At 39.9% G+C, this 13330-nt stretch carries 10 protein-coding genes and 1 other annotated feature; of the genes, 8 read left to right on the top strand and 2 right to left on the bottom strand.

The annotated features are described in order from the left end of the window. On the bottom strand, window positions 1–242 hold a 242-nt coding region (locus tag WMO75_RS11875), incomplete at its 3' end, for an IS66 family transposase (RefSeq protein WP_349078081.1). Window positions 243–616: 374 nt separating this feature from the next. Here WMO75_RS11875 and WMO75_RS11880 point away from each other — a divergent pair. From WMO75_RS11880 to WMO75_RS11890, 3 genes are read left to right on the top strand one after another with little or no spacing between them, the layout of a single operon-like run. Further along, the gene (locus WMO75_RS11880; protein WP_227616790.1) at window positions 617–2152 is read left to right on the top strand and encodes an Eco57I restriction-modification methylase domain-containing protein; all 1536 of its coding nucleotides are present in this window, start codon (window positions 617–619) and stop codon (window positions 2150–2152) included. Then, window positions 2097–3017 carry a BsuBI/PstI family type II restriction endonuclease gene (locus WMO75_RS11885; RefSeq protein ID WP_349078082.1) on the top strand — a complete coding sequence of 307 codons (921 nt, stop codon included), beginning with the start codon at window positions 2097–2099 and terminating at the stop codon, window positions 3015–3017. The genes WMO75_RS11880 and WMO75_RS11885 overlap by 56 nt, the downstream gene beginning before the upstream one ends. Before the next feature lie 40 nt (window positions 3018–3057). Continuing rightward, complete coding sequence (locus WMO75_RS11890; protein ID WP_349078083.1) at window positions 3058–4860, top strand: hypothetical protein; 1803 nt, start codon at window positions 3058–3060, stop codon at window positions 4858–4860. Window positions 4861–5412: 552 nt separating this feature from the next. On the opposite strand, the gene WMO75_RS11895 is transcribed toward WMO75_RS11890, so the two are convergent. After that, window positions 5413–6102, bottom strand: a complete 690-nt coding sequence (locus WMO75_RS11895; protein WP_349078084.1) for a DUF6198 family protein — start codon at window positions 6100–6102, stop codon at window positions 5413–5415. A gap of 232 nt (window positions 6103–6334) precedes the next feature. Between WMO75_RS11895 and WMO75_RS11900 the strand changes: the two genes are divergently transcribed. The 5 genes from WMO75_RS11900 to WMO75_RS11920 all read left to right on the top strand — a co-directional run bounded on the left by WMO75_RS11900 (window position 6335) and on the right by WMO75_RS11920 (window position 13281). Beyond that, window positions 6335–7189: a LysR family transcriptional regulator gene (locus WMO75_RS11900; RefSeq protein ID WP_349078085.1), complete on the top strand. Its 855-nt coding sequence runs from the start codon at window positions 6335–6337 to the stop codon at window positions 7187–7189. Between the two features lie 42 nt (window positions 7190–7231). Then, window positions 7232–8170, top strand: coding sequence for a DMT family transporter (locus WMO75_RS11905; RefSeq protein WP_349078086.1), 939 nt, complete (start codon window positions 7232–7234; stop codon window positions 8168–8170). Between the two features lie 141 nt (window positions 8171–8311). Further along, complete coding sequence (locus WMO75_RS11910; RefSeq protein ID WP_349078087.1) at window positions 8312–9001, top strand: metallopeptidase domain-containing protein; 690 nt, start codon at window positions 8312–8314, stop codon at window positions 8999–9001. A gap of 131 nt (window positions 9002–9132) precedes the next feature. Then, window positions 9133–9381 (top strand) — a binding site (T-box leader). Between the two features lie 63 nt (window positions 9382–9444). Next, window positions 9445–9945 (top strand): TRAP transporter small permease, encoded by a 501-nt coding sequence (locus WMO75_RS11915; protein ID WP_173906012.1) that lies wholly within the window; start codon window positions 9445–9447, stop codon window positions 9943–9945. Further along, window positions 9946–13281: a TRAP transporter large permease subunit gene (locus WMO75_RS11920; RefSeq protein WP_349078088.1), complete on the top strand. Its 3336-nt coding sequence runs from the start codon at window positions 9946–9948 to the stop codon at window positions 13279–13281. The last annotated feature ends 49 nt before the right edge of the window (window positions 13282–13330 follow it).

Genomic DNA, 13330 nt, shown 5'->3' on the forward strand with positions numbered 1-13330 from the left:
CCCGTTAATTCACGGAGAAGATGGGCACAGCAGACTGCATGCTGAATATCCGGATAATTCCAGTAGGAAGCCCAGCAATCGTGCATGGCAATCCCTTTGAATTCCGGGAGAACACCGCATTGTTCCATGCCTGCATTTCCACGTTTGGGACTGATATCAAGATAGGTGTATTCACAATTAAAATTTGATACTTCTATTTTAACGGAAAATGGGGTAAAAAGCGAATCGTAAGATTTTTGCATACTGTCAAAATGACGGTGGATAACCAGAAAAAATCAGAGATTAAATGCTGATAACACCCGGATAAAATCCACAAAAATGCTGTTATCTGGGTAAAACTAAGGAGTTATGTTTCAGAAATCCACAAACCCAAAGCACTTGGCAACCAAACTGAAAAATTATCCACATTTTACACTAAAACGATGACGAAACAGAAATTTTATTTTCTCTGTTTTGCCGAAAAATCAAGATGTACTTAACGGGGTACTGAATAGTTACTTAATTTTTTATAAAATATGCGAAATAAAAAAGAACATACGTTTGCAAAAGGACATTGAAAACAGGGATGAGTTATAGTATAATAGCAAGAAATAAAAGGCTTGTAGGTAGGTGGAATATGCTAGAAAAAATTATAGAACTTACAAACGAATATATAGAAAGTATGCCAAAAAAAGAGCGTAAAAAATATGGACAGTTTTTTACAAGTATGGAGACTGCCCGTTTTATGGCTAGTTTATATAATATTGATGAAAAGAAGAGTAAGGTAAGCGTACTCGATGCAGGAGCAGGTTCGGGCATATTATCATGTGCCTTCATTGAAAGATTGGAAACGATAGATTCCATTCAGAAAATTGAGCTTACCTGTTATGAGAATGATAATAACGTATTGCAATTGTTGAAGCGAAATTTGGAATACTGCAAGGAAAAATCTGGAAAAAAGATAGTCATTAATATAATCGAAGATAATTATATCCTTAGTCAGTATCTTGATTTTAATCATATGATAGGTGGAAATGATAATCCTAGGAAATATGATTTTGTAATTGGCAATCCGCCATATATGAAAATCCCTAAAGATGCTCCAGAAGCAACAGCAATGCCGGAGGTATGCTACGGGGCACCGAATTTGTATTTTATTTTTGCTTCTATGGGACTGTTTAATTTATGTGAGGATGGGGAAATGGTATATATTATTCCTCGATCATGGACATCCGGAGCATATTTTAAACGCTTTAGAGAGTACTTCCTGACAGTAGGTAAACTGGAACATATTCATCTTTTTGTTAGCCGTAGTAAGGTGTTTGACAAAGAGAGTGTATTGCAGGAAACGATTATTATTAAGGTGAGAAAAACGGTTAAAACGCCAGAAACCGTTACCATTACATCTTCGCAATCAAATAGTGACTTTGGCGAAATTACTTCATTGACAGTCCCGTATGATTTGGTTGTAGCTGGTGAGGATTATTATGTTTATCTTGTGACAGATGAAAACGAAGTAGAGGTTTTGAGAAAACTTCATAAATTTGATAAAACGCTGCCTGCAATTGGAGTAAAAATGAAAACAGGGTTAACGGTGGATTTCCGTAATCGTGAAATTCTGCGGGACGAGGAAGAAGAAGGAGCGATTCCTTTATTTTATTCGCAGCATATAAAACAGGGAAAGGTAGAGTTCCCAATACAGAAAGAACATGAATATGTGGTGACAGAACAAAAGGGATTGATGCAGGATAACAAGAATTATCTGTTTGTGAAACGATTTACGGCAAAGGAGGAACCTCGAAGATTACAGTGTGGAGTGTACCTGGCAAAAAGATTTCCACAATATAAAAAGATAAGTACGCAGAATAAAATTAATTTTGTGGATGGTGTATTAACGGAAATGTCAGAATGCCTGGTGTATGGGTTGTATGTATTGTTTAATTCAACGCTTTACGATGAATATTATCGTATTTTGAACGGATCTACGCAGGTTAATTCAACAGAGATCAATGCAATGCCTGTGCCGGATTTAGAAGATATTCAGGAAATGGGAAGAAAAGTGCTTAAAAGTAGGGACTATTCAGAGGCAAATTGCAATTTAATATTGGAGGGGTACTGTGGAGAAGAAGATAGAAGAAACAAGGGAATTTCTGCAAACAATAGGTATGCCTAAGGCACAGCAAGCGGATATATGTTGTTACGTGATACTGGCAATGGCGGGAGTAAAACCAGATATGTCATGGAGTGAAGCAACAAATGAATGGATTCGTATTCATGATATTATTCAGTTTGTTAATGCATTTTATGGTATGAGTTATGCGGAAAATAGTAGAGAAACGTTTAGGAAGCAGGCTCTGCACAGATTCCGAACAGCAGCCTTAATAGAGGATAATGGAAAGGCAACTAACAGTCCGAATTATAGGTATAGACTGACGGAAGAAACAGTACAAATACTAAGAACTATGGGAACTCCAAAGTGGAGGGAATCTATAAAGCGATTTCTTTGCTACCATGAGAAGTTAATTGATCTATATGCTTCTAAAAAGAAGATGACAATGATGCCGGTAAATATAAATGGTGAAAGCTTTAAATTTTCTACAGGTAAGCATAATGAACTGCAAAAAGCCATTATTGAAGAATTTGCACCGAGATTTGCACCCAATTCTGAATGTTTATACGTTGGAGATACAATAGAAAAAGATTTGGTAAAGAATGTAGAAAAATTGAAAGAGCTGGGATTTGAAATTACACTACATGATAAGATGCCGGATGTTGTGCTGTACCGGGAAGATAAGGACTGGATTTATTTTGTAGAATCGGTAACATCGGTCGGTCCGATGGATCCGAAGCGCATATTGGAAATTGAAGAAATGACAAAAGATGTTACGGCAGGAAAGATATTTGTAACAGCATTTCTGGACTTTAAGACATACAAAAAGTTTGCAGAGGAACTTGCCTGGGAGACGGAGGTTTGGATTGCTGAAATGCCGGAACATATGATACATTTGAATGGGGACAAGTTTATGGGACCGAGATAAAACAGGATTACAAATTTTAATTAAGAAAGGGGTTCTTGTTATGAAAGCATATTCTTTTGAAAATTGGTTAAATAATACTATCGAAACTCCATTTTTGTTTTTTGTTCAAAGTATGGAAGAGATGCTATTTCCATATGGGCATGATTCATATAAGGTTCCTACGTTAAATTTTCATTTTTTATGTGTTGAAATATTATCAAGTATAGAAAAGATAGAAGCAGACATTATCGATAAAGGAAATATGCGTCCTATGTTTGATGAATTGTCGAGTGTGTTTGAAAATGATTATGTTGCAAGAAAACTATATGGAACAGATTTTTATAGCTTGTTTTATAATAAAAACGATAAAGGAGAATATGCCAGAGATTGTGCACAGTTAAATAAAGATCCTGGATCTGAAATTTCATTGAAAATAATTCGTAAAACATTGCTATTTCTAATAGATGATATGGCAATAGAAGATAAATATTTGAATACTCTCAAGAGTGAGATAGAGCAACTTTTACAAAAAACGATTTTGAATATTAAAGATTCAGAAAAACTTTCAAATTTAAGCAGACTTCTGCTAACGGAATTAATCAATCGTGGATATAGTCAAGAGTATATCTATGCTCAAATAAAAGAACGATATTATTCATGTGAAAATGAAATAATGGATGTGTCAGAAGAGATAAATTTATTTTGGGAGATGTTTTCATTTAAAGAATATAAATATAATGTAATTTTGCCGATAAAAAGAGCCGATATAAAAAAATTACTGGATCATTTTCAGAATATTACTGTAACAGAAAATAAGCAGGAATTATTTGGAAACTCTTGCAGATGGGTAGTGGAAATAGAGATTAATTCTTTGGATCCAGAAAGTGCTCGGATTGAAGCCTCTTCTTTAATTAGTTTGTTCGTATCACTAAAGCAATATAATAGTCATATAAGTAAAGCTTATTATGCAAATAAAGCTATTGTAAAGGAGATTGAGTCAGGAAAAGAGTATAATTTATCAAAGCCGGCTACTTTATTATCAAGAGGGCGTACAAGAACAGAGGAACAAACATATGTCCGTATAGGGGAAATGATACAAAATTTTCCTGTTATAGGGGGGAAAATGATCAATGCTATTAATTTACATTCTTCTGCAATGGAATCAAGAAATGTGAGCAATCAATTACTTAATTTGTGGACTATTGTAGAAGTGCTTATTGAAATCGATAAGCATTATAGTTATAGTAAAATAGTACAAATTAGTAATACACTCACAACAGTTTTGAATTCATCATACATAAAATCTTTAATAGAACAGTTAATATTTGATTTAGAACATTGCTGTGTCGAGTTTGATAATCGACTCGAGAATATTACAAAGGGAAATACAAAAGTGGAAAAGATGGTTGCAATGTTAGTACTTCCTGAATTTGATCAGAATAAAACAGATTTAGTAAATGCATTAATAAATTATCCACTTTTACAATATAGAATTCAACATTATTCTGAAAGATTTTCTAATAGATTTGAATTAAAGAAAGTTCTTTCTAATCATCGAAGAAGGTTAGAATGGCAAATAATGCGAATCTATAGAAATAGGAATATGATTGTTCACGACGGATCGCACTTTCCATATATAGATTTAATTGTACAAAATCTTCATTTTTATATAGATGCGTTAATGGATACTATAAATTTTTATGTTGGAAAAGGGTATACCTCACTTGAAGTTATATATGCTTTATTAAATCGTAAAGAATTCGAATATCATATAACTTTGGAGAAAAAAGATAATAATAAAAATCCATTATCTATTAATGATGATTTTGTAACCACAGTATTGGGAAATGCTTATGTAGAGTGATTAGAGATTATTTGCTAGAGAATTTAGAGTTTAGTATACCAAATAGAACCATAATACCGATACAAAAATGTATAGTGACAAGGATTTATTTGCGAGTTTGAATAATTGCAAATGTTCTTTCGCACTCCCTTTTGACACAATTTTACTAATCCTGCCTGACAAAACTACACCGTGCCAAAAGCCCTAAAAGGAGTCCAAAAAAGAAAACCCAAAAGAAACTAAAACCTTGTCTCAGGGGAGAAAATCCCTTGAAGCAAGGTTTTTTTATATCCAAAAAAGAAGTAAGTAGGTAATCATCCGTATCTGTTTTTTTGTTTTTTATTCTGCTACAATCTCCTTAAAACTCAGGAGGTATTCTATATCACTATGAATAAAGAAGAAAAAGCAAAACTGTGGTCTGACCGTATCCAGCAAGAGAATCTTCCGGAATACTGCCGTACTAAACTAAAAAAATAATACTAAGCCATCTGATATAGAATCTGGCAGACAGCCAGAAACAGTATCAGATGGCTTTTATAAAATGTCAATATACGGATGATTACCTACTTACTATTATGCGTGGCGCACATTCCTTCCAACTACAACATGTTTCCTTCCAGTCACGCGGTAAAATTCCACATGTTTGTCGAAGAACTTCTGAACAAGGGAAACACCTTTTCCCGTTACGAATGCGCAGAAGACAGTACCGAAGCCGATTCCGTAGAATCTGTGGAGGATCGTAAGGGACAGGACAACGGTGGTCGTCAGGCAGGTGAGATCAAAAGTGGTTTTGATGACTTTGTATTTTTGGCTTAAGATCTCGGACAGGTCGCGTGGGAAAGTGTCTGTAGGGATGATCGGAAGCATGCAGTTGTTTGCAAGGCAGATACCGAAACACATCAGAGCAAATCCTGCGACAAAGTATACTGCGTTCAGCGGCAGGGCATTTGGCAGTGTCTGAAGCCATGCGTTGTGGACGTCGAGCATTTTACCGAAACCGATTCCGACTATGAAGGAAAAAAGGTAGCCAGGGCAGAAGAAACGTTTCAGGATCATCAGTGTGATGACAAGCAATGTCTGGAAAATATAGTTCCATGTTCCAAATGTGAGGAATGGAAAAGCTGTGCTGAAAATAAGCGGTACAGAGGAGATCGTTGAAATTCCGAAGCCGCTCTTGGACATCAGATCCACGGCAAGGGAGTTGATCAATAAAACGAGCAGGAGAGCTGTTTCTCCGGCGAGATGAAATTTTTTCGTATTCATACGTTAAGTATCCTTCTTCCTTAAAAATTAAATTTATTGTTATATTGTTAGGCCTCTCTTTGAACTGTGCCTATTATATACAAGATAATTGATAAAAACAAATGATTATTTTGAATAAATCAATTCTAAAAGTAAATGAAATGTGATATCATGAAGGCAGGAATAGATTCTGTGATATCAGATAATGGTACAAAATAAGTTTGCAATTTGGCATTTATGAAAGAAGGAACCTATGAATATTGAATATTTAAAATATTTCGCAGAGCTGGCAAAGATCCAGCATTATGGAAAAGCGGCACAGGCACTGAATATTTCACAGCCGGGACTCAGCCATGCGATTAAAACTCTGGAAGAGGAGTATGGAGTGCCGCTTTTTCAGAAAGAGGGACGTAATGTGAGTGTGAGCAGTTATGGAAAAGAGCTGATGAATGAAGTCGAAGAGATTTTGGATGCATATCTGCGCCTGGAGGAAAGGGCGGCAGGACTCCGCACAGAAGAGAAGACTGTACGGATCGGCTCTGTATATCCGCTGGCACCGGGAACGATTCCGCGAATGTTGCGGGAATTTGGAGCAACTTTTCCATTTATCATTTACAACCGATTGACACCGGAGATTGCAGAGGGACTTCAGAAAGGGAAATATGATATTGGATTTTGTTCAGATCTTTTGAAATCGGATGAGCTGGAATATTATCCGATCCGGGGATCTTATATCGCAGTAGCAGTTCCGAAGGGACATCCACTCGAAAAGCGAGATACAGTTTCATTAAAAGAGATTGCGTATTATCCGCAGATCATGTTTTCCAAAACCAGTGGATTCCGTAAACTGCAGGAGCAGCTTTTTGCGGCAGAGGGGATCAGCGTCAAACCGGTGTGTGCAGCAGAAGAGATCGAGGTAGTTGCAGGGCTTGTGGAGAATGGATTTGGAATTGCGGTTCTGCCTTATATGGATATCGTCCGGCTCCATAATATAGCAACGATTCCGGTTGAAACATCGCTCTGGAAATCAAAGTTTTATATAGCAAGAAGAAAGTATGGAATCCGTTCTGAGCAGGAGGATGCCTTCTTCCAGTACTGGAGAAATTAAAGTAAAGTAATAAATAATACATCTAAAGAGGAGAAATAAATCATGACACAAAAACAAAACATCCTGACAAAAACAGGTATCGTTGCGCTTCTGGCGTGCGTATGCTGTGTTTTATGGGGGAGTGCGATCCCTGTTATCAAAACAGGGTATAATCTGATGCAGGTGGATTCTGCAGACACGGCAAGTCAGATCGTTTTTGCCGGAATTCGTTTTACACTGGCGGGTATTCTGGTTCTGATCTTTGCATCTGTTCGAGAAAGGAAGATCATGCTTCCGAACAGAGAAATCCTGAAATATGCTGTACCAGTATGTCTGGCACAGACAGTAGGACAGTATTTTTTCTTTTATATAGGTGTCGCACATACATCCGGCGTTAAAGGTGGAATCATTACCGGACTTGGGAATTTTATTGCAATCCTTTTGGCCTGTCTTGTGTTTCGAAACGAGCGAATGACAGGCAGGAAGATCGCCGGTTGTATTCTCGGCTTCGCAGGAGTTGTAGTCATCAATCTGATGGGAAATTCACTGGATATGGGCTTTAAACTCACTGGCGAAGGTTTTATCCTGATCGCGCAGCTTTCTTATGGAATCTCCACTGTGCTGATCAATATTTTTTCCAGAAAAGTATCTCCGGTAGTTCTGAGTGGAACACAGTTTACAATGGGAGGCATCATATTGACTTTGATTGGTGTGGGCATGGGAGGACATCTTGGAAATGTTACAGCCGGGGGAATACTGCTCATACTGTATCTGGCAATGGTCTCAGCAGTAGCATACACACTCTGGTCTGTGCTGCTTGCATGGAATGACGTTTCAAAAGTCGCGATATTTGGTTTTGTAAATCCACTGTGCAGCGTGATTCTGTCAGCACTGGTCTTGGGCGAAGTCCACCAGGCATTTAATGCAGGAAGTCTGATCGCCCTGCTTCTGGTGTGCGTTGGTATTTATGTAGTAAACTGCAGGGATAGTTCAGCAAACTGACCATGAGAAAAACTCACTCACGAAAAATCGAATTTACAGCACACTTATCTGCAAGTGTATAATAAGAGCCGTTACAAGGAAATCAGAATCATCTGTTGGGAGGCAGGTGGTTCGGTGGTTTGGTTGTAAGGGGAGATTATTATGAAACGTTTTGGTAAAATGGTATTTGCAGGAGTTATACTTTCAATACTTGCTGTAAATTTCTGCAGTGCAAAGGATAAAGAAGTTCAGGAAGATACGACAGAAGATCTGACTCAGGAAGTCTGTTCCGACGGGAAGGAACATGCAGCAGTCAAAGGCACAGTCAAGATGCCGGTATTTATGGTCGATTTTCCGGATAACCGATTCAAAGAAGGGGCACTTACTTCTGATAAACTGAGAACTTTGCTTTTCAGCGGAAATCAGAACAGTATGACTACATATGCAAAGGATATTTCCAATTCACAGCTTCAGCTAAGTGGAGATGTTTTTTATTATACTGCCAAGTATGATATGGAGAAATACGAAAACGATAACAATTCAATCGAGGAACTGGCGGAGGAAGTTCTGTCTGCGTTTGATTCCCAGATTGATTACATGGATTATGACAGCAATGATGACAAATATGTGGACGCTTTTGTTTTGAGCGTAGCAGGAGAGGATTCCTACTGGCAGGGAGCTCATGGCATGTGGACAGAGAATTCTGAATTCAAACTGGATGGAATGAAGTTCGGAAGATATATCGTCAATGACGCACAGCCATATACTGACAATGAAGAAGGTTTTGTGGAGAGAATGAACCACGAGTTCGATCTGTGCATGGGGCTGACCGATTATTACAAAGGAAAGTAATGACCGGTCAGTTTATTTTGTTGTTTATAAAATTTGCGACAAAATTGTTACATTCTGTCGAGAAAGGACTTGACTGTATCAAAAAAGAGTTGTAAAATAACTTTGTCTTAGTAATAGACTAAAGCATAACAGTAAATTCTACGATGGGAATCAGTAGAGACAGAGAATGCGCGTTTCCAGAGAGCCGCAGTTGGTGTGATGCGGTAACGGCACTGTTTTGAATATCATCCCTGAGAAGGAAGACCGAACGTTTTTGATTCATCAGTAGGTTTTCACGGAGGCTCCCCGTTACAGGAGACGCGTATGCCGGTACGTTGCAGAATCGTACTTGTTTCAATGGAGAAACAGGGTGGTTGCGGAATAATATATCCGTCCCTGAGGGGCGGTTTTTTTATACCCAAAAATATTTCTGAAACCGGAAAAACAAAAGGGAGGAAGAGAGGATGAAAGTCTACAAAAAACTCATGAATGCACTGGCAACAGTTGAAAAAATCGTACTTGTGATCTCCACACTGCTGATCCTCGTGCTCACAGTGGGAAATGTATTTTCCCGTAAAGTCATCCACCGCTCATGGTCCTTTACAGAAGAACTTGTTGTTGCGGTATTTGTACTTATCACACTTCTGGCAGCAGCACTGTCATGTCGTGAGGGAGGACTGGTCAGCCTGACGCTGGTTACGGACCGTCTTCCGAAAAAACTGAAAAAACCTTCAGTAATTCTGATTACAGTGCTTAGCATCATTTTTTCAGTGATTCTCTTTAAGTATGGTATGGACAAAGTTCTTACCCAGCTTGCAAATGGTAAGAGAACGTTCGTACTGAACTGGCCGGAATGGATATTCTGGTCCTTTGTACCGATCGGAGCAGGCTGTATGATTCTTCATTTTATTGAATACTGCTTGGATGTCTGTTTTGGAAATAATAACGATAAGGAGGACAAATAAATGATCAGTGCTGTTTTGTTTATTTCATTTTTTGTTTTTCTGATCCTTGGTGTGCCGATCGCGCTTTGCCTGGGACTTTCCTCAGTATGTGCTATCCTGTATTCAGGAACCTCACTTACTATCGTTGCAACAAATATGTATTCAGGAATCAGTAAATTCCTTCTTCTTGCAATTCCGTTCTTTGTATTGTCCGGAAATATTATGGCAAAAGCCGGAATTTCCCGCAGACTGATCGATTTTGTCGACACCTGCGTCGGACACAAAAAAGGTGGTATCGCGATTGTATGCGTTATTGTTTCCTGTTTCTTCGGAGCAATCTCCGGTTCCGGTCCGGCTACAGTAGCAGCTCTTGGCGCTGTTCTGATCCCGGCAATGGTAGAGCAGGGCGGTTTCTCCGCACCGTTTTCCACAGCGTTGATGGCGACGGCAAGTTCGGTGGCGATCGTCATACCGCCAAGTATCGCATTCGTTGTATACGCATCCATCACAGGCGTATCTATCGCTGATATGTTCATGGCAGGTATCGTTCCTGGAATCCTGATGGGTGTTGCACTTGTGATCGTAGTACTTCTTGAAGCAAACAAACATGATATCAAACCATCCCGCCAGAAAGCATCTGCAAAAGAACGCTGGGATACCTTCAAAGATGCATTCTGGGGATTCCTGATGCCGGTTATCATTCTCGGCGGAATCTATGGCGGTATCTTTACACCAACAGAAGCAGCAGCCGTATCTGTTGTGTATGGACTTTTTGTAGGTATGGTGATCTACCGAGAAGTGTCTTTCAGAGACCTGTTTGATATCCTGGTAGATTCTGCAAAGACTACTGGTGGAATCATGCTGATCGTTGCCAGTGCATCACTGTTTTCATTTGTATGTACCAAGTTTGGTATTGCAGATGCTGCATCTGGACTGCTTGGCTCTATCGCACACAATCAGTTTGTATTCCTTTTGATCGTAAATGTTATTTTCCTGATCGCAGGATGTTTTATCGATGCAAACTCAGCAATGTATATCTTTATCCCGATCATGCTTCCGGTATGTAAGGCACTTGGATATGACGTTGTTGCATTCGGTGTTATGGCAACTGTAAACCTTGCAATCGGACAGGTAACACCTCCGGTTGGTGTCAACCTTTTCGTTGCGATCAGTATCAAGATCAAGAAAGGTCTGGAAGTTACCCTGCAGCAGATTTCAAGAGCAGTTATGCCGATGATCGCAGCCAGTGTTGCGGTACTTCTGATTGTTACATATATTCCGGCAACTTCCACAGCACTGCCGAAAGCACTTGCAAAAGATGGCTCTTACACAGGAGACCAGGCTTCTGCTGACACAGAAAGCACATCTTCAAAAGATGCAGGAGATGGCAGTGACTCCTTTAATACAATTGAAGATTACAGCGACCTTGACTGGCCGGAAATGACCTGGAACTTTGCCTGCTCTACAACAGAGACAAGTACCTGGGCAGATGGCGGACGTAAGTTCGGCGAACTGATGGAAAAAGCTACCGGAGGCAAGGTTAAAGTTAATGTTTATGCAACCGACCAGCTGACAAACGGAAATCAGTCTGAAGGAATCCAGGCACTGATGAATGGAGACCCGGTACAGATTTCCATGCATTCCAACCTGATCTATTCTGCATTTGACCCGAGATTCAATGTAGTATCCCTTCCGTTTATCTATGATTCTTATGATGATGCGGATGCTAAATTTGACGGTGCAGCCGGTGAAAAACTGAAAGAACTGCTTTCTGAATATGGACTGCACTGCATGGGTATCGCAGAGAACGGCTTCCGTGAACTGACCAACAGCAAGCATGAAGTCAAGACTCTGGATGATATGAAGAATCTCAAAATTCGTGTTGCAGGATCTAATCTTCTTATGGAATGCTATAAGAGATGGGGCGCAGATGCAACGAACCTGAACTGGACAGAGACCTATACAGCTCTGCAGCAGAACACAGTAGAGGGCCAGGAGAATCCGCTGCCGGCAATCGATGCAGCAAGCGTGCAGGAGGTTCAGCCGTACTGCTCCATGTGGGATGCAATTTATGACTGTCTGTTTTTCTGTATCAACCAGGAGATTTATGACAGCCTGACACCGGAGCAGCAGGCAGTTGTTGATGAGTGTGGACAGAAAGCGGTTGAATATGAGCGTTATATCAACCGTTCAGGTGATGAAGAGATCATGACCCGCTGGCAGTCAAAGAACGGTGTGACCATTACAAATAAAGAAGATATGGATATCGATTCCTTTAAAGAAGCCGTAGATGGCGTAGATGAGTGGTTTGTTAAGGAACTCGAGAAAGAAGGATATGATGACGCACAGGAACTGGTTGATCTCTTTACACAGGAATCTACAGATACGGTGGCTGATCACAGTGACCTTGACTGGCCGGAAGCAACATGGAACTTTGCATGCTCCACAACGGAGACAAGTACCTGGGCAGAAGGTGGACGTAAGTTCGGAGAACTGATGGAAAAAGCAACCGGAGGCAAGATCAAAGTTAATGTTTACGCAGCAGACCAGCTGACAAACGGAAATCAGTCCGAGGGAATTCAGGCACTGATGAACGGAGACCCGGTACAGATCTCCATGCATTCCAACCTGATCTATTCAGCATTTGATCCGAGATTTAATGTAGTATCACTTCCGTTTATTTATGATTCTTATGATGATGCGGATGCGAAGTTCGATGGCGAAGCCGGTGATAAGTTGAAAGAGATCCTTTCCAGTTATGGCCTGCACTGCATGGGTATCGCAGAGAACGGCTTCCGTGAACTGACAAACAGCAAGCACGAAGTAAAAACTGTCGACGATATGAAGAACCTCAAGATCCGTGTAGCAGGCTCCAACCTTCTGATGGAATGCTACAAGAGATGGGGCGCAGATGCGACAAACATGAACTGGTCTGAGACCTACACTGCTCTGCAGCAGAACACAGTAGAAGGTCAGGAAAACCCGCTTCCGGCAATCGACGCGGCAAGCGTGCAGGAGGTTCAGCCGTACTGCTCCATGTGGGATGCGATCTATGACTGTCTGTTCTTCTGTATCAACCAGGATCTGTATGATACTCTGACACCAGAGCAGCAGGCAGTTGTTGATGAGTGTGGACAGAAAGCCGTTGAGTATGAGCGTTACATCAACCGTTCCGGTGATGAGGAGATCAAGACTCGTTGGCAGTCAAAGAATGGCGTAACTATCACAGACAAAGATGATATGGATATCGATTCCTTCAAAGAAGCAGTAGATGGTGTAGATGAGTGGTTCGTAGAACAGCTCAAAGATGCCGGATATGATGATGGACAGGAACTGGTAGACCTCTTTGAAAAATAAAAAGACCGAGAAGAGCCTGGAGAGATCCGGGCTTTTCTTATGTATAAAA

Source organism: Blautia intestinihominis (genome assembly GCF_040096655.1).
GTDB classification, from domain to species: domain Bacteria; phylum Bacillota; class Clostridia; order Lachnospirales; family Lachnospiraceae; genus Blautia_A; species Blautia_A intestinihominis.

Coding starts and splice junctions, on each gene's coding strand:
- WMO75_RS11900 (WP_349078085.1), top strand. CDS start 6,335: ATGAATATTGAATATTTAAAATATTTCGCAGAGCTGGCAAAGATCCAG.
- WMO75_RS11915 (WP_173906012.1), top strand. CDS start 9,445: ATGAAAGTCTACAAAAAACTCATGAATGCACTGGCAACAGTTGAAAAA.
- WMO75_RS11920 (WP_349078088.1), top strand. CDS start 9,946: ATGATCAGTGCTGTTTTGTTTATTTCATTTTTTGTTTTTCTGATCCTT.
- WMO75_RS11910 (WP_349078087.1), top strand. CDS start 8,312: ATGAAACGTTTTGGTAAAATGGTATTTGCAGGAGTTATACTTTCAATA.
- WMO75_RS11880 (WP_227616790.1), top strand. CDS start 617: ATGCTAGAAAAAATTATAGAACTTACAAACGAATATATAGAAAGTATG.
- WMO75_RS11890 (WP_349078083.1), top strand. CDS start 3,058: ATGAAAGCATATTCTTTTGAAAATTGGTTAAATAATACTATCGAAACT.
- WMO75_RS11895 (WP_349078084.1), bottom strand. CDS start 6,102: ATGAATACGAAAAAATTTCATCTCGCCGGAGAAACAGCTCTCCTGCTC.
- WMO75_RS11905 (WP_349078086.1), top strand. CDS start 7,232: ATGACACAAAAACAAAACATCCTGACAAAAACAGGTATCGTTGCGCTT.